Origin of the sequence: Phycicoccus sp. 3266, assembly GCF_031456495.1 — a bacterium.
GTDB lineage: Bacteria > Actinomycetota > Actinomycetes > Actinomycetales > Dermatophilaceae > Pedococcus.
Genome location: NZ_JAVDUW010000001.1, coordinates 595,349 through 612,423, shown reverse-complemented (window position 1 = coordinate 612,423; position 17,075 = coordinate 595,349). Strand labels below are relative to the sequence as shown.

The window sequence follows — 17,075 nt, the reverse complement described above, 5'->3', positions numbered from 1 at the left end:
GAGAATCTCTTGACCAACTGTTGGGGAAAGGGCTGACGCGTGAACGGTCGCGTGCTCATCGTCGACGACGACCTGGCGCTCGCCGAGATGCTGGGGATCGTCCTGCGCAACGAAGGCCTCGAGGTCACGCACGTGGCCGACGGGGCCGGGGCCGTCGGCGCGTTCCGGGACTCCAAGCCCGACCTGGTGCTGCTCGACGTCATGCTCCCCGGGCTGGACGGCATGGAGGTGTGTCGGCGGATCCGTGCCGAGTCCGGCGTGCCGATCGTCATGCTCACCGCCCGGACCGACACGGTCGACGTCGTCGTGGGGCTGGAGTCCGGCGCGGACGACTACGTGGTCAAGCCGTTCAAGCCGCAGGAGCTCATCGCACGGATCCGTGCCCGGCTGCGCCGCGGTGAGGAGCCGGAGCCCGAGCGCCTCGAGATCGGCGACCTGAGCATCGACGTCGCCGGTCACTCGGTGCGGCGCGACGGCCAGCCGCTGTCCCTCACGCCGCTCGAGTTCGACCTGCTCGTCGCCCTCGCGCGCAAGCCCTGGCAGGTCTTCACGCGCGAGGTGCTCCTGGAGCAGGTCTGGGGCTACCGCCACGCCGGTGACACCCGCCTGGTCAACGTCCACGTCCAGCGCCTGCGCTCCAAGATCGAGAAGGACCCCGAGCACCCCGAGATCGTCGTGACGGTCCGTGGGGTCGGGTACAAGGCGGGGCCCGGCTAGTCGTGTCGCTCTCGCCCGGCCCATCGCCCGTGAGGTCGCCGGAGGGACCGGCGGGCTCCCCGGGCGCCGGTACGCCGTTCCTCGCCCGCGGGCGCGGGCTTCTCGACCGCACGCGGCCGGTCGTCCGGCGCTGGCTGCGCCGACTCGTGCACGCGTGGCGCCGGTCGCTGCAGTTCCGGGTCGTGACGAGCACCATGTTGCTCGGGCTCGTCGTCGTCATGCTCCTCGGGTCGTGGCTCTACTCCTCGATCTCCGACGGCCTCGAGCAGGACCGGATCGACACCGCGCAGGTCGAGGCGGCCCGGCTGAGCAGCGACATCCAGCGCCAGTTCGACAGCACCGACCGCACCGGCAGCGCAGGGCAGCTCAACCTGTTCGCCCAGGACCTCATCCAGAAGACGGCGGCCCAGTCCGGCGACAGCGAGCGGTACCTCGTCTTCACGCGCACCCTCGGGAACTCGCGCCCCACCTACGTGCAGACGGTCGAGTCCGGCGCGGTCGGACTCGCGGATCTGCCCGACGACGTGCGGGCCGCCGTCCGCGCGGACCCACGGAGGCAGCAGGTCCGCCTCATCGGCATCACCGATCCTGCTACGAGACAACGGGTTCCGGCGGTGGTCGTCGGCTCGCAGGTCGAGGTCCCGGTCGCCGGCGCGTACGACCTGTACGCGATCTACCCGATGCAGCGCGAGGAGGCGACCCTCGGCCTCATCACCCGCACCTTCGCCATCGGCGGGGTGGCGCTGGTGCTGCTGGTCGGTGCCATCGCCTGGGTCGTCACCCGGCAGGTCGTGCTGCCCGTGCGGCGCGCGGCCGTGGTGGCCGAGCGGCTGTCGTCCGGCCGGCTGAACGAGCGGATGCGTGCCCGGGGGGAGGACGACCTGGCGCTGCTGGCCAAGTCCTTCAACGAGATGGCCGACAGCCTGCAGGCGCAGATCCGCCAGCTCGAGGGGCTGTCGCGCGTCCAGCAGCGGTTCGTCTCGGACGTCTCGCACGAGCTGCGCACGCCGCTGACCACCATCCGGATGGCCGCCGACCTCATCCACGACTCGCGCCGGGAGTTCGAGCCGGCGGTCGGGCGCTCGGCCGAGCTGCTGCACGCCGAGCTCGACCGCTTCGAGGAGCTGCTCGCCGACCTGCTCGAGATCAGCAGGTTCGACGCCGGTGCCGCGGCACTCGAGGCCGAGGACGTCGACCTGCGGGACGTCGTCGCCCGGGCGGTCGACTCCGCGCGAGCCCTCGCCGAGCGCTGGGGCACCGTCATCACCGTGACCGTGGGGGAGGGGCGGATGTCGGCCGAGGTCGACGCCCGCCGCGTCGAGCGGATCCTGCGCAACCTGCTCGTCAACGCCGTCGAGCACGGCGAGGGCAAGCCCGTGGACGTCGCGATCGCGAGCAACGCCACTGCCGTCGCCGTGACCGTCCGCGACCACGGCGTCGGCCTTCGCCCGGGCGAGGCTGCCCTCGTGTTCAACCGTTTCTGGCGGGCCGACCCGGCGCGGGCGCGCACCACCGGGGGGACGGGCCTCGGCCTCGCGATCTCCCTGGAGGACGCCCGGCTGCACGAGGGATGGCTGCAGGCCTGGGGCGAGCCGGGCAACGGCTCCTGCTTCCGCCTCACGCTGCCGCGCCGTCAGCACGTGCCCGTCAACGAGTCGCCCTTGCCGCTCAAGCCGGACGACGGACGCTCCCGCCCGCCCGGTGGCACGCCGCTCGTCGCCGGACGGGCAGGCAGCCTCCCGGCCCGGGCGCGCACCGGTCCGCCGCTCGCACGGAGCCCCGAGTGAGGGCGGGACGGCTCGCCGCCGTGGCGTGTGCCGCCGCCCTGGCCCTGTCAGCGTGCGGGGGCCTGGCGACCAGCTCGCCGGTCCGCCCGGGGCTCGAGGTGGGCGACGTGCAGGCCAACGAGGTGAGGGTCCTACCGGCCGGTCCGAGCGACGGGTCCACCCCAGTCGACGTCGTGACCGGCTTCATCCGCGCGGGCGCGGCGACCGACGACGACTACCAGGTCGCCCGCTCCTACCTCGCCCCGTCTCCGGAGTCCACGTGGCGCCCGGACGGCTCGGTGATGGTCTTCACCGACGAGTCGTCGCTGACCATCGCGCAGGTGCGGCCCGGGGTCGTGCGCGCGACGGCGAAGGTCACGGGCGCCATCGACGCCTCCGGGCGGTATGCCGAGCGAGACCCGGGTTCGGTCGTGCAGGCCGACTTCGGCCTGCGCCAGGTCGGCGGCCAGTGGCGCATCGACCGGGTGCCCGACAGCTTCGGCACGTGGTTGAGCGAGTCCGACACCGACCGCCTCTACGACCCCTTCCGGGTCTACTTCGAGTCGGCCACGGCACGCCAGCTCGTCCCGGACATCCGCTACTTCCGGCTCGCCAGCGGCCTCGCGACCCGGCTCGCGAGGGCGCTGCTCGGCGGCGTCCCGGCATACCTCGCGGGGGCTGTGCGCACCGAGCTGCCGGCGGGCGCGCGCCTGGCCGTGGACGCCGTCCCCATCGACAGCGGCACGGCGACCGTCGACCTCGCCGCCACCAACCCCGTGGCCGACCCCGCGCAGCGGCAGGCCCTCGCCGCCCAGGTGCTCGCGACGGTCACGCAGGCGCCCGGGGTCGACAAGGTCGTGCTCCAGGTGGACGGCACGACGCTCCAGGTGCCCGGGGCGCCGACGAGCCTGGACTCCCTGAGCGCACTGGGGTTCCTCACCGACACCCCGCCCGCGGTCAAGCCGATCCTGCGCACGGGGACCTCGCTGGTGCGGGTCGACCCCGAGCAGGTGGGGGACCCGGCACGCAACGCGCCCCGGCCGTCCGGCTCCAACCTGCCCGACGTGCCGGAGGGGTGGGCCTACCTCGCGCTGTCACGCACGGGGCAGGAGATCGCAGCGGTGAGCGGCGACCGGCGGCAGCTGTCGCGGTGGCGGGGGACGACCCAGCTCACCGTCTCGGAGGTCGACGGCGACCACCTCACCACCCCGACCTACGACGTCCGCGACGTCCTGTGGGTCGGCGGCCACGCGCCGGGTGAAGGTCGCATCTGGGTGCTGAACACCTCGGCCCAGACGGCGGACCGTTCGCCCGGACCCCCGTCGGCCGTGTCGACCCCGTGGCTGGGCAACCGGATGGTCGTCAGCCTGCGGGTGTCCGACGACGGGCAGCGGGTGGCGGTCATCAGCACGAACCCCTCCGGCCAGGACCCGCGGCTCGACGTCGCGGGGGTCCGGCGCCAACCGGACGGCACACCCACCGCCCTGTCGACCCCCCTCACGCTCGCGCCGTCGCTCACCCTGATGCGGGACGCGGTCTGGGTCGACGACTCCACGCTCGCCGTGCTGGGCCGCAAGTCGGCGAACCAGGTAATCCGACCGTGGTTCGTCCCGCTGGGCGGCCCGATCACGGCAGGTCCGGGACTCGCCGGCGCGGTCGCCATCACCACCGTCAGCGGTGAGCGGCAGCTGGTCGTCACCACAGACGGCGGAGAGGTCTACATCCGCGCGGGCAACAACTGGCAGAGCGTGGGCAAGGGCAGCGCCTTCCTGGTCGCAGCCCGCTGACGGGGGTCGCCACCCCTCCCGGGGACGTCCGCTCCGCGCGGCGCGGGTCAGGGCATCGCAAACCGTTCCGACGCAGGGCCGACGACGAGGAAGTGGCGGATCCAGTACCACTGCAGGGCGATCCCGAGCAGGGCGAGCACGGCCACGGTGACCTTCTGCGCGGCCGGCGTGGGCTGTCGCTGCGGCAGCACCCAGAAGAGCGGGAAGCCCAGGAGCATGAGGCGGACGAGGCTGGTGGCGGCGGGGGCGACCGCGAGGAGGTAGGTGGGGTACGCCGCCGCCCAGGCGCGGACCTCCGGCCCCCAGCTCGGCGAGTCCCTCCGCAGCACCAGCCAGAGGATCACCAGCGACACCAGCGCGACCGCGAGAGCACCCGTGACCCCGGACTGTTCGTAGAAGGCGCTGTAGAGGCCGAAGGGTCCGGTCGTCGCCGGGTGGTGCCGCCACGCACGCTGCGTGTCGGTGAAGGCCGTGGCGCGCCCCGTCGCGACGGCGGCGACGACAGGCCACGCGGCGGTGGTGAGGGCGCCCGCGACAACGGTTGCGAGGGCCCTGGGGTCCCAGCGTCCTTCACGGCGCCGGCGGAGGACCGCGTGCACCGCGAGCACGACGAGGAAGGGCGCGACGACGTGGCGGGTGAGCCCGAGGGCCAGCACGGTGAGGGCCGTCCACCCGTAGCGCCGCCGACGCAGCAGGAGCAGTGCAGCGGCGACGAGCGCCAGGGCGGGCCCTTCGGTGTAGGCGATCTGAAGCACCGGCGCCGCCATGCTCGTGCAGAGCAGCAGCGTCGTCGCTCGGGCCGGGAACGGGCCGGCGGTCTCCGCCACCAGCTTGTGCACCAGGACGACGGCCAGCAGCGACAGGACCAGTGTCAGCACCGTCGCGGTGACCGCGAAGCCGGCGCCCGTGACCGCCATGAGGCCCCGGACCGTGAGGGGGTAGAGCGGGGCGAAAGCCCACTCGTTGAGCCAGACGAGGTTCCCGCGCATGGGGAGCGAGGCCGGGTACCCGTGCTGCGCGATCGTCCAGTACCACTGGGCGTCCCAGTTCGTTGCCACGCCCAGGTACCCCGGTGCTGCGGGGGTCGGGGAGGTCGTCCTGTAGTCGGCAATCGAGCCGTCGAGAGCGATCTGGTGCCTGGCGGCGACGACGATCATCAGGGCGTCGACGAGCCGGCTGAGGACGAACACCGCCACGGGCCAGGCCCACCACCGCGGCGCGAGCCGTGTGTGGTTCGTGCCTGCCGTCTGTGTGGCGTCCGATGCGGTCATGACGCTCACGACGACGCCCCGGGTGCGGCCAAGAGGACGAAGCGTGCACTCGTCGCCTCCGTTCGCCAGCCCTTCTCGCGGACGAGCGCGTCGCCCAGCGCCGAGCTCCGCTCGACCAGGGCGTAACGGGCGTGCACGTCGTGCAGGTAGCTGTCCCAGCCCGGCTTGGCCTCGGCTGCGTCGAGGTAGCGATGCAGGTAGGAGTGCGAGTACGACTCCATGCGCAGGTCGGCGCTGGGGGTGAGGTCGGGGTGGCGCCACAGCAACCAGCCGCTCACGCCGAAGTCCACCATGACGACGCTCCCGGCCGGAGCCCGCCCCAGGCTCGCGTCGATGTCGCGCATGCCGCCCGGGTAGGTGAAGGCCGCGGTGCCCTGCGGACCGGCGCAGACGAGGGCCGCAACGGCGAGCCCCGCGGCGACGACCGCCACGAGGGAGCGTCGTTCCCTGTGGCTGAAGGGCTCGCGGGTGCCAGCCAGGACCGACTGGACCGCACCGGCTGCCAAGGGGGCGACGAGCACGACACCGAGTGGGACCAGCCGCCACATGGCCAGCACGAGGACCGCGCCCAGGGCGAGCCAGGCGTACTGCCACGTGGGCCGGCGACCCGGCCGCACCAGCCAGCACACGACCGTCAGGAGGACGAGCACCAACGCCATGAGGGCGAAGGAGTTGGTGACGGGGGTGGCCCTCCACTCGTCGGCCACGTCCCGGGCGTTGCCGGCCACGGTGAACGGCGCGAGCAGGAGGCGCGGGCCCAGGGGCGTGAGGGCGAGGACCGCGATGCAGGCGGCTTGGAGGGCGGCGAGCGGTACGAGCCTGCTCCGCAGGTCGCCGCGTCGCGCGAGGTGGGGCAGGAGGGCGAGCGTCGTGACGGCACCGAGGAGCACCCCGAACATCCACAGGCCGTGGCAGCAGGCCCACACCCAGAAGACGGGCACCAGCCACCACCGTGGCCGCAGATCGCGTGCGGTACCCATCCAGGCGTGGACGACGACGGCGAAGAGGATGAAGCTCACCAGCTGCGGCCGGGGGTTGAGCCCACCGCTCGCGCCGAGGACGGCGAGCCCCGTGGCCAGGGCGGCGGGGAGGCGACCGCCGAGGCGGCGACACGCGGTGTAGACCAGCAGGGTGAGCGCGAGGATCGCTGCGGCCCGCAGCCACAGCACGCCGCCGAGGCCCGTCCAGCGGTACGCCTGGGCAGCCACTGCCTCGGCGAGCCACTGGGTGGCCGCGTAGGGCTTGTCCGCGAAGTGCGACCACGGGTCGGTCCCGTAGACCTGGTGGGTGTCCAGGACGTGCTCGCCCACGCGCAGGTGCCACCACACGTCCGGCTCGAAGAACGGGGCCAGCCCGCGCACGAGCGCCACGACGAAAACCAGGGCGGTCGCCGTGACGGTGAGGAAGGCAGGCGTGCGACGTGCGGTGCTCACGAGGCCGCCATCAGCACGTAGCCGTCGTCACGAGCGACGGTGCGCCAGTGCCACTGGGCGCCCAGCGCCGAGACGAGGGGGGAGTCCTGCTTGAGCAGGGCCGCCCGGGTGCCGCTCTGCCGGAGGTACGAGGTCCACCCGGGCTTGGCCGCTGTCGCGTCGATGAAGCCACGGATCCGCGACGGCGTGTAGACCTCCACGCGGATGTCGAACACCGGCTGTGCCTTCGGTGCGACGAACATCACCCAGCCCGACATGTCGCCGTCGGAGAGCACGCGAGTCCCGTCAGGCAACGAGCTCAACGACGAGGCCAGCCCGGTCGGTACGCCCAGGGCGTGTTGCGCGCGGACCTGGGCGAGCGGCACGGCGGCGACGACACCGACCAGTGCTCCTGCGAGGAGCCCCAGGAGCTCCACGCGTCGCACACCGGGCGGGGTTGCCAGGCGACCCCGCGCGACCAGCAGGTGCTCGGCGTTCTCGGCCACGAGGAAGGCCGCGAGGATCGCTCCGACCGGGACCGTCCGCCGCATGACCAGGGTGAGGCCGACCGCAGCCACCCACACCAGCAGCTGCCACGAGGAGGGCCGCTCGCCGAGGCGGAACCACACGGCGAGCACCAGGGCGAGGACGACCAGGGTGAGCGCGACCGAGGGGGCCCGGGCCGAGGAGGCCATCCACTCGCTCACGAACTGGCGTCCGTTGCCGCCGACGGCGAAGGGTGAGGCCGTCAGCCGCGGACCCAGCGGGGTGAGGGCCGTCGCCGCCAGGGACGCGAGCAGGCACAGGGCCATCCGCGTGCGCTGGTCACGCCGGAACGAGTGCTCGAGCGTGAGCCCGACCACCACCAGGAGGCCGATGCCGAGTCCGATCGACCAGACCCCGTGGACGCAGGCCGCGAGCCAGGTCAGTGGCACCAGCCACCACCGCGTGCGTCCGTCGTGCGCGCTCCGCCACCACGCGCCTACGGTGACGACGAGGAGGACGAAGCCGGCCAGCTGCGGCCGTTCGGTCAGTGCGGGCCAGGAGCCGGCCACGGCCAGCACGGCTGCGAGCAGGGTCAGTGACGGCCGAGCCACCGACCGGAGGGCGAGCAGGAGCGCCAATGCGAGGGCGATGATTCCGGCCCCCCTCACCCAGGCCACTGCGGGCAGGCCCCACCACCCGTAGAGCAGGGCCGTACCGACGGACGGCAGCCACTGGGTGGGCTCGTAGTGCCCCTGCGCGAAGGGGGCCCACGGGTCCTGCGCCCCGAAGCGTCCGCCGTCGACCAGGAACCGGCCCACCTTGAGGTGGAGCCAGGGACTGGGGTCGGAGACTGCGCGAACTGTCAGCGCGCCGGCGGCGAGGGTTGCGGCTGCGGCCACGGTCCAGACGGAATCGGGCAGGCTCCGCACGGTCGGGCGGCGGAACACCCGGCCACCCTTGCGCGCGCGAGGCTAGCGGAGCAAGTCGCGGCCCGGTCCATCAACCGTTCGTCCGATCTCGGCGGTGCAAAGGTCTAGTCGTGAGTGGCTTGACAGTGGATTTGCCGGACCCCTGCCGATTGGGAGTCTTGCTGCCGCAGACGCCCGTCTGCCCACCTTGTTGGTCTCGAAAGGACTCACGACATGACCAAGTTCGTCGCCAAGCTCCAGTCCCGCCTCGTCCGCGAGGAGGGCGCCACCGCCGTCGAGTACGGCCTGATGGTCGCGCTCATCGCGATCGTCATCATCGCGGCCGTCACCCTCCTGGGTGGCAACCTCAGCTCGCTGTTCAACACCGTCGCCACCTCGGTCTGACCCAGACCCACCCGCGACGCGTCCGACAGCGTCGTCTCTAGATCGAAGAATCCACACAGGTGGCACCGACGGGTCGGAAGCCACGTACTGAGGAGGGGCCATGAACGAGTTCGCCACTGCGGGTCACGCCGTCGCAGACACGTGCAGTGCAAGTGGTGGTTCCAGCTCCCCGTCAGCACGCGGTCTCCGTGGTCGCCCCGGCTTCGGCCGGGGCGACCACGGAGCCACCGCTGTCGAGTACGCGATCATGGTCAGCCTCATCGCGGTCGTGATCGTGAGTGCCGTGGCCCTCTTCGGGCAGAACATGATCCAGCTCTTCCAAGTTCCGTCGAGCGCGCTGTGAAGCTGACTCGAGCCCTCCGTGCCACCGGCCGCGAGCGGGGAGCCGCCGCGGTCGAGTTCGGTCTGATCCTGCCCGTCCTGCTCATGCTGGTCGGCGCGGTCATCGACTTCGGCAACATGTACCGCCAGCAGATCCAGCTGACCAACGCGGCGCGCGACGGCGTGCGCCAGGTCTCGGTCAACAGCTCGACGGGCTGGACCCAGGCGCAGATCCAGAGCCGCATCACCACGGCCGCCAGCCCGCTGGCGGTGAACTCCACCGCAACGGCCTGGTACTGCTCCACGTCCGGGTCGACGGTGACGGTGACCGTCACGCCCGTGACGGCCTACAACTACACGGTCCTGCGGTTCATCCCAGGGCTCCCCCGCCCAGTCCTCAAGGGAACGGCGTCGATGACATGCGCATGATCTTCTCCCGCGGCAGCAGGGTGCGCCGGCTCGTGATGGCCCCCGAGCGTGGCGCTACTGCAGTCCTGACGGTCATCCTCCTGGTGCCGGTGCTGTTCGGTGCCGCGGCCCTGAGCGTGGACGTGGGCAGCCTGATGTGGGAACGGCGCCAGCTCCAGAACGGCGCGGACTCCGCGTCGATGACGGCGGCCCAGACCTGCGCCGAGAAGCCGTCGCTCTGCCCGCCCAGCATCACGTCCGGAGCGGTCGCCACGATGGCGAACTCCAACGCCAACGACAACGCGTCGACGGTGACCTCGATCTGCGGCAACAGCGTGGCCCGCGCGACGTCGCCCTCGCTGAGCCTGTGCAGCACGCCGGCCACGCCCGGGATCACCGACTGCGCCCCGGTGCCGTCGGGCGCGTCCACCCTCCCGTACATCGAGGTCCGCACGCTCACGAAGACGCGCACCGGCGCGAGCTCGATCACCAACCGCTTCGCCCGGATGATCACCCAGACGAACGCGCAGACCGGCGTCCGCGCCTGTGCCCGCGCCGGCTGGGGCGGCGTCAACCCGGCGAACCTCAACGTCCTGCCCATCACCGTCTCGTACTGCGACTGGAAGGCGGCCACCGGTTACACCGGAACGCCCGGCAGCACGACCTACCCGCCGGCCCCCGACTACTCGATCAACTCCTACGGCTACGGCGGCACCAACCCCTGGCAGACCAGCTGGCAGCGGACGATCTACACCAAGGGCAGCCCGAGCACCTGCTCGACCTGGAACGGCCACGTGGCCCCCGGTGGCTTCTCCCAGCTGGACACCAACACCGTGTGCAGCGTGTCGACCACGAACGGCGCCTGGTACCACGGTCAGCCGGGCAACTCCACGCCGTGCCCCTCCACGAGCTTCGCCGGACTGCTCGGCACGGTCGTCTACCTCCCGGTGTTCGACTGCATGACCGTTGCGCCGACGACCATCACGGCCGCCACGGACTGCAACTCCGGCAGCGGAAGCAACCTCTACTACCACGTGTCGGGCTACGCAGCCTTCTACCTCACGGGCTGGTACTTCTCCAGCACCCCGCAGTCGTCCATCGTCGGCGGTGGCCTGCCGTGCACCGGCAGTGACCGCTGTATCGAGGGCTGGTTCCTCAAGGACCTCATCACCGCCTCCGACATGGCCAGCCTCATCAACCCCACGCCGGGTGCGCCCAACTACGGGCTCACCCAGGTCGCTCAACTCGGTTAAGGAATCGGAACTCCCATGGGACGTCGAGTCATCGCCATCTTCGCCGCCGCCCTGATCGCCCTGGTCGGCGTCGCGGCAGTGCTCCTGTATGCCCGTGGCGCCGACAGCCGTGCCGTGGCCGCCAACCAGCCGACCACGGTGTACGTGTCCAAGGCGCTCGTGCCGGCCTCGACGACGCTCAAGGACGCGGTGCGTTCCGGGCTCATCGTGCGCACCCAGGTGGCCAAGAAGGCCGCTCCGGCGGGTGCCCTGACCGACGTCAACGACGTCAACGCCAACCTGCTCGCCGTCGCCGACATCGCACCGGGGGAGTACATCCAGTCGGCCCGCTTCGGCACCACCCCGACCGGCACCAAGGCCATCGAGGTGCCCCAGGGCATGATCGCGATCTCGGTCTCGCTGAGCGACCCCGCGCGGGTGGGCTCGTTCGTGACGCCCGGCAGCCACATCGCGATCTTCGACACGTACAACATCAAGGCCATCGGGGCCGACGCGAAGTCCAAGGCCATCAACGACGCGGGCATCAGCGGCACCAGCCTGCTGATGGACGACGTGCTGGTCATCGGCATGGGCGGCTCTGCGCTCAACCCGGGGGAGAGCAACACCGCCACCGTTGCCGACGGGGAGAACCCCAAGGCCGCGACGCCGGCCACCGGGGAGGCCGCCTTCCTCGTGACCGTCGCCGTGAGCCCGGCGGACTCCACCAAGCTGGTCCACGCGATCCAGAAGGGCAGCCTGTACGCCGGCCTGCGCAGCGCGGACCTCAAGATGGGCCAGGTCAAGCGTGCGGACGACCTCAACCTCGTCGACCTGACGGGCCTGGGCAAGTGACCCTCCTCTGGGACGCCGACCCCGGCGCCGTCGAGCGGTTCCAGGTCGCGCTGGGTGGGGTCACCCGGCACGACTCGCCCACCGCCTTGACGCGTGCGCTCGAGGGCGACCCGACCGAGTTCCTGGTCATCATCGGCCCGGACGTCGACCTCGGCTCCGCCTGCGACTTCTCCGAGAGCGTGCGCGTGCAGCGGCCGGAGGTCGGGGTCATCCTCCTCCGTCGCCGCGTCGACGTCACCGTGCTGGCGCAGTCGCTGCGGGCAGGCGTGCGCGAGGTCGTCCAGGCCGACGACCTGACCTCGCTGGCGGACGCCGCCCGGCGCAGCCGCGAGATCTCGCAGAAGGTCGCGGGCCACACGACGTCGGACACGAGCCGCGACGGCAAGGTGATCACCGTCTTCTCGGCCAAGGGCGGGGTCGGCAAGACCACGTTCTCCACCAACATCGCCGCCTACCTGGCGACCTCCGGGTCGAGGGTGCTGCTGGTCGACCTCGACCTCGCGTTCGGGGACGTGGCGATCAGCCTGCAGATGCTGCCCACCACCTCGATCATGGACCTGGTCGGCATGGCCGGCCACATCGACGAGCAGGGCCTCGCGTCGGTCGTGACCCGCCACAGCAGCGGCCTGGACGCCGCAGCCGCGCCGTCCGACCCCAGCGATGCCGACCGCATCCCCGGGAGCACGATCAGCGAGCTCCTGCGCGTGGCAAAGACGGTGTACGACTTCGTCATCATCGACACCCCGCCCGCCTTCACCGAGCACGTGCTCGCGGCGTTCGACAACAGCGACCTGCTGGTCCTCATCGCCACCCTGGACATCCCGGCGGTCAAGAACCTGCGACTGAGCCTGGACACCCTCGACCTGCTCGGCACCCCGAAGGACTCGCGCCTCGTGGTCCTCAACCGCTCCGACGCCAAGGTCGGCCTGCGTGCCGAGGACGTCGTCACGGCGATCCGCCAGGACATCGCGCTGATGGTGCCCACCAGCCCGGCCGTTCCGGCCTCGGTGAACAAGGGCATCCCGCTCGTCATCGACGAGCCGCGGCACGCCGTCAGCGTCGCCTTCAAGGAGCTGACCGAGAAGTTCCTGCGCAACCCCGGTCCGGTCGAGTCCCGGGCCGAGGCCAAGGCCGACGCCGGCAGCCAGCGCCGCTGGAGCCTCACCCGAGGAGGTAAGTGATGAGCCTCGCCGACCGCCTGGACAGCGTCCGCCGCGCGGCCCAGCCGAACGCCCCCGAGACCCAGGCCAAGACGGCCGGTCAGCACCAGCCCGAGCGGCACCGCATCGTCGACCCCTTCGCGACCGTCAAGGCCAGCGTGCACCAGGCCCTGCTGGACTCCCTGGGTCCGCAGCTGTACGACCCGCACCTGGACCAGAACGAGCTCGAGACCCGCGTGCGGCACACGCTGCAGGAGGTCATCGACCAGGAGGAGACGCCGCTCTCGCTCTCGGACCGCACCCGCATCGCGCAGGAGGTCTCCGACGAGATCCTCGGTCACGGTCCGCTGGAGCCCCTCCTGCGCGACAGCGAGATCTCCGAGATCATGGTCAACGGCGCCGAGTCCATCTACGTGGAGCGTGCCGGCAAGCTGTACCCCGTCGAGACGCGGTTCGCCAGCGAGGCGCACCTGCGCCGCACGATCGACAAGATCGTCGGTCGCGTGGGCCGTCGCGTCGACGAGGCGAGCCCGCTGGTGGACGCCCGCCTGCCCGACGGCTCGCGCGTCAACGCGGTCATCCCGCCGATCGCCCTCGACGGCGCCATGCTCACCATCCGGAAGTTCTCGACGGACCCGTTCACGGACAAGGACCTCATCGCGTTCGGGACGTTCACCCAGCGCGGTCGCGACTTCCTCGACGCGTGTGTCCGCGGTCGTCGCAACATCATCATCTCGGGTGGTACCGGCTCCGGTAAGACGACGCTGCTCAACGTCGTCTCCTCCTTCATCCCCGAGGACGAGCGCATCGTCACGATCGAGGACGCCGCCGAGCTCCAGCTGCGCCAGGACCACGTCCTGCGGCTGGAGTCCCGCCCCTCCAACATCGAGGGCAAGGGCGCGATCCCGATCCGCGAGCTCGTCAAGAACTCGCTGCGTATGCGACCCGACCGCATCGTCGTCGGTGAGATCCGTGACGGCGCGGCGCTCGACATGCTGCAGGCCATGAACACCGGCCACGACGGCTCGATCACGACCGTCCACGCCAACAGCCCGCGTGACAGCCTCTCCCGCCTCGAGACCCTCGTGCTCATGGCCGGCGTCGACCTCCCGGTCCGCGCCATCCGGGAGCAGGTCGCAGGCGCCGTCGACCTCGTCATCCAGCAGGCCCGCCTCAAGGACGGCTCGCGCCGGATCGTCGCCATCAGCGAGGTCTCCGGCATGGAGGGCGACATCATCACGATGCAGGACATCTTCACCTTCAACTACTCCGCCGGCCGTGACGAGCAGGGCCGCTTCCGCGGCACGCTCGTCAGCACCGGTCTGCGGCCGAAGTTCGCGGACGAGCTCCACGACCTGGGGATCGACTTCCCGCCCGACATGTTCATCCGAGGCGTCTAGTGAGTGTGCGTATGCAGATCGGCCGACCGGCACGGAGGGCTGCCGCCGTCGCGGCGGCCGTCCTCGTCGGAGCGTTCGCGGGCGCCGGTGTCTCCGTGGCTGCCGAGCCACCGGCGCCGGCATCCTTGAGCGCACTCGCCCACCAGGGCGACGACCTCACCGGCGTCCTGAGCGTCCGGGGTGGACAGGACGCGCTGACCATCGACACGACCTCGCTGCGCGCCACGGTGGGCGGCAAGACGTACCCGGTCAGCACGCGTCCGGTGTCGGCGTCTCGCCGCGCCACCATGCTCGTGGTCGACACCAGCGGTTCGATGGGACAGGCGGGCATGGCGACGGTCCGGACCTCGGTGGCGGCCTTCCTCGCCGACGCTCCCCGCGATGTCGCCGTGGGCCTGATCTCCTTCGCCGGCACGGCGGGCGTCGACGTCGCGCCGACGACCAACCGCGCCAAGGTGCAGAAGGAGGTCGACGCGCTCGAGTCACGCGGCGAGACGTCCCTCTACGACGCCGTCGCGCTCGCGGCCTCGGCGCTCTCGGGCTACGACGACCGCAGCCTCATCCTCCTGAGCGACGGCGGGGACACGGTCAGCCACAAGGCGACCAAGACCTCCGCCACGGCGGCGCTGCGCAAGTACGGCGTCCGGGCCGAGGCCGTTGCCTTCAAGACCGCCGAGAGTGACAACTCGGTGCTCAGCGGCTTCGCGCAGGCGGGCGGCGGCAGCGTCGCCGCGGCGAACAACACCGCCGCCGTCAAGGCGGCGTTCGAGGCCGCAGCCAAGGTGCTCGACTCACAGGTGAGCTTCACCGTGCGGCCCGATGCCGGGTTGTCGGCCGTCGTGCCCGTGTCCGTCACGGGCACCGCCGGAGGTCGCCCGTTCAATGCCCAGTCGAGCGTCGACTTCGGGGCACCGACTCCGGCGCCCGTCGCCACGACGGCGATCCCGGTCCCGCTCGACGAGGGTGGCGCACCGGCCAGGCTGAAGGGCGTCAGCGAGTCCAGCACCACGATCATCGCGGCGGCCGTGGCCATCTTCCTCGGCCTGCTCGTCCTCGTCATCGCGTTCATGGCCCCCCAGCTGCGGTCCGGGCGCTCCAAGCGCGTCGAGACCATCGAGCGGTACGTCAACCCGACCACGTCGGTGTCCATGTCCGGCCCGAGCGTCTCGGCGACCAGCATCTCCGCCAACCTCGTCAACCTCGGCGAGAAGGTGATGGAAGGTCGGGAGTCCACCAGCAAGACCATGGCGCTCATCGAGCGGGCGGACCTCCCGCTGCGCGCCGGGGAGTGGTGGGTCCTGCGGATCGTGGCCGTCGTGGCCTCGACGGCGCTGGTCATGATCCTGATGCGCGGCGGGCCGGTCATGACGATCGTGTCCGCCCTCCTGGGGGTCGGTGCCGGCATCATCCTGCCGGCCGTCGTCCTGCGTTTCCTGGCCAAGCGACGCTGCAAGAAGTTCGAGGCGCAGCTGCCCGATGTGCTCACGCTCGTCGCCTCCAGCCTCTCTACCGGGTTCTCGCTCCTGCAGGCCCTCGACGCCGTCGCCAAGGACGCGGCCGAGCCGGCAGCGAAGGAGTTCGGCCGCGCGCTGGCCGAGACGCGGATCGGCGCCGACATCAGCGAGTCGCTCGAGCGCATGGCGGAGCGGACGGGCAGCGTCAACATGAAGTGGACGACGATGGCCATCCGGATCCAGCGGGAGGTCGGCGGCAACCTCGCAGAGACCCTCAAGACGACCGCCACGACCCTCCGCGAGCGCGAGGCGTTGCAGCGCCACGTCCGGGCGCTGTCGGCGGAAGGCAAGCTCTCGGCATACATCCTCATCGCCATGCCGATCGGGATCTTCCTCTACACGATGCAGACCAACCGCAGCTACATCGAGCTCCTGTGGACCCGTCCGCTCGGTCTCGCCATGCTGGTCGGCGGCATCATCTCCTTGTCGGTCGGCGTCTTCTGGATGCGCAAAGTCGTGGATGTGCAGGTGTGATGATGACCTCGATGCTTCTCCTCGTGGGTGTGGTCGCCGTGGCCGGTGGCCTGGTGACCCTGGTCTGGGCCGTCGGCTCCGGGGCCGGCGAGGTCACCGGTGTGGCTCGATCGCTGGCACTCATCGAGCGCACCGTGGACGCCAAGGAGGTGGGGAAGGCCGACCTCCCGGCCTACGAGCGCCTCTTCCTGCCCGTCCTCACCGCCATGCGCGGGTTCGCGTTCCGGCTCTCGCCCGAGGGCACGTCGGACAAGATGCAGCGGCGGTTGGACCTGGCAGGCAACCCCAAGGGCTGGACGGCCGAGCGCATCATGGCGGGCAAGGGAGCCGGTCTCCTGGTCGGTGGTGTCATCGGCCTCATGTTCGGGGGGATCTCGCTCAAGGGCCTGATGTTCGCGCTGGCCGGAGCGGTCCTCGTCTTCTTCGTACCCGACCTCCTGCTGTACAACCAGGGACTCAAGCGCCAGGAGGAGCTGCAGCGCGGGCTGGCCGACGCGCTGGACATGCTCACCGTCTGCGTGGAGGCCGGTCAGGGCTTCGATGCCGCCCTGCTGCAGGTGGCGCGCTCCGTCGACGGCCCCATCGCGGGTGAGTTCGCCCGAGTCCTGTCCGAGGTGCAGATCGGCAAGTCGCGCGGGGAGGCGTTCTCGTCCCTCGCGGCCCGCACCACCGTGGCCGAGGCGAAGAACTTCGTGAGCGCCCTGGTCCAGGCAGACCGTCTCGGCCTCCCGATCGCGAACGTGCTGCGCGAGCAGTCACAGCAGATGCGGCTCGTGCGTCGTCAGCGAGCCGAGGAGAAGGCGCAGAAGGTGCCGGTGAAGATCCTCTTCCCGATGCTCCTGTGCATCTTCCCGGCGCTGTTCATCGTCATCATCGGCCCGGGCGCCATCCGCATGGTCGACACGTTCAGCGGGCTGGGCGGCTGACCTGACACGCCGAAGGGTGGCACCTCTCCGAACGGA

The 17,075-nt window shown here is 71.3% G+C and carries 15 protein-coding genes; 12 read left to right on the top strand and 3 right to left on the bottom strand.

Features of this window, described 5'->3' with window-relative positions:
* The first annotated feature begins 39 nt into the window (after nucleotides 1-39).
* From mtrA to J2X64_RS03030, 3 genes are read left to right on the top strand one after another with little or no spacing between them, the layout of a single operon-like run.
* Nucleotides 40-717, top strand: coding sequence for an MtrAB system response regulator MtrA (gene mtrA, locus J2X64_RS03040; protein WP_310149406.1), 678 nt, complete (start codon nucleotides 40-42; stop codon nucleotides 715-717).
* A 29-nt stretch (nucleotides 718-746) separates the two neighbouring features.
* Nucleotides 747-2,504, top strand: a complete 1,758-nt coding sequence (mtrB, locus tag J2X64_RS03035; RefSeq protein ID WP_310149403.1) for an MtrAB system histidine kinase MtrB — start codon at nucleotides 747-749, stop codon at nucleotides 2,502-2,504.
* The gene (locus tag J2X64_RS03030) at nucleotides 2,501-4,270 is read left to right on the top strand and encodes an LpqB family beta-propeller domain-containing protein (protein WP_310149400.1); all 1,770 of its coding nucleotides are present in this window, start codon (nucleotides 2,501-2,503) and stop codon (nucleotides 4,268-4,270) included. Before mtrB ends, J2X64_RS03030 begins: the two co-directional genes overlap by 4 nt.
* 47 nt (nucleotides 4,271-4,317) lie before the next feature.
* On the opposite strand, the gene J2X64_RS03025 is transcribed toward J2X64_RS03030, so the two are convergent.
* From J2X64_RS03025 to J2X64_RS03015, 3 genes are read right to left on the bottom strand one after another with little or no spacing between them, the layout of a single operon-like run.
* Nucleotides 4,318-5,541, bottom strand: a complete 1,224-nt coding sequence (locus tag J2X64_RS03025) for a hypothetical protein (protein ID WP_310149398.1) — start codon at nucleotides 5,539-5,541, stop codon at nucleotides 4,318-4,320.
* Nucleotides 5,542-5,546: 5 nt separating this feature from the next.
* Complete coding sequence (locus tag J2X64_RS03020) at nucleotides 5,547-6,974, bottom strand: hypothetical protein (protein WP_310149395.1); 1,428 nt, start codon at nucleotides 6,972-6,974, stop codon at nucleotides 5,547-5,549.
* Entirely contained in the window at nucleotides 6,971-8,338 is a 1,368-nt protein-coding gene (locus J2X64_RS03015; RefSeq protein ID WP_310149392.1) for a hypothetical protein, read from the bottom strand. The genes J2X64_RS03020 and J2X64_RS03015 overlap by 4 nt, the downstream gene beginning before the upstream one ends.
* A 243-nt stretch (nucleotides 8,339-8,581) precedes the next feature.
* Here J2X64_RS03015 and J2X64_RS03010 point away from each other — a divergent pair, with 243 nt between their 5' ends.
* The 9 genes from J2X64_RS03010 (at nucleotide 8,582) to J2X64_RS02970 (ending at nucleotide 17,039) form a co-directional block, all read left to right on the top strand.
* Complete coding sequence (locus J2X64_RS03010) at nucleotides 8,582-8,752, top strand: Flp family type IVb pilin (RefSeq protein WP_310149388.1); 171 nt, start codon at nucleotides 8,582-8,584, stop codon at nucleotides 8,750-8,752.
* A gap of 100 nt (nucleotides 8,753-8,852) precedes the next feature.
* Nucleotides 8,853-9,095, top strand: a complete 243-nt coding sequence (locus tag J2X64_RS03005) for a Flp family type IVb pilin (protein WP_310149385.1) — start codon at nucleotides 8,853-8,855, stop codon at nucleotides 9,093-9,095.
* Nucleotides 9,092-9,502 (top strand): pilus assembly protein, encoded by a 411-nt coding sequence (locus tag J2X64_RS03000; protein ID WP_310149382.1) that lies wholly within the window; start codon nucleotides 9,092-9,094, stop codon nucleotides 9,500-9,502. Before J2X64_RS03005 ends, J2X64_RS03000 begins: the two co-directional genes overlap by 4 nt.
* Nucleotides 9,499-10,734 carry a pilus assembly protein gene (locus tag J2X64_RS02995; protein WP_310149379.1) on the top strand — a complete coding sequence of 412 codons (1,236 nt, stop codon included), beginning with the start codon at nucleotides 9,499-9,501 and terminating at the stop codon, nucleotides 10,732-10,734. The genes J2X64_RS03000 and J2X64_RS02995 overlap by 4 nt, the downstream gene beginning before the upstream one ends.
* Before the next feature lie 15 nt (nucleotides 10,735-10,749).
* Entirely contained in the window at nucleotides 10,750-11,565 is an 816-nt protein-coding gene (locus J2X64_RS02990) for an RcpC/CpaB family pilus assembly protein (RefSeq protein WP_310149376.1), read from the top strand.
* Nucleotides 11,562-12,746 carry an AAA family ATPase gene (locus tag J2X64_RS02985; protein ID WP_310149373.1) on the top strand — a complete coding sequence of 395 codons (1,185 nt, stop codon included), beginning with the start codon at nucleotides 11,562-11,564 and terminating at the stop codon, nucleotides 12,744-12,746. Before J2X64_RS02990 ends, J2X64_RS02985 begins: the two co-directional genes overlap by 4 nt.
* Nucleotides 12,746-14,125 carry a CpaF family protein gene (locus tag J2X64_RS02980; protein ID WP_310149370.1) on the top strand — a complete coding sequence of 460 codons (1,380 nt, stop codon included), beginning with the start codon at nucleotides 12,746-12,748 and terminating at the stop codon, nucleotides 14,123-14,125. Before J2X64_RS02985 ends, J2X64_RS02980 begins: the two co-directional genes overlap by 1 nt.
* A gap of 11 nt (nucleotides 14,126-14,136) precedes the next feature.
* The gene (locus J2X64_RS02975) at nucleotides 14,137-16,113 is read left to right on the top strand and encodes a type II secretion system F family protein (protein ID WP_310149367.1); all 1,977 of its coding nucleotides are present in this window, start codon (nucleotides 14,137-14,139) and stop codon (nucleotides 16,111-16,113) included.
* A 2-nt stretch (nucleotides 16,114-16,115) separates the two neighbouring features.
* Nucleotides 16,116-17,039: a type II secretion system F family protein gene (locus J2X64_RS02970; RefSeq protein WP_310149364.1), complete on the top strand. Its 924-nt coding sequence runs from the start codon at nucleotides 16,116-16,118 to the stop codon at nucleotides 17,037-17,039.
* Nucleotides 17,040-17,075 lie beyond the last annotated feature (36 nt).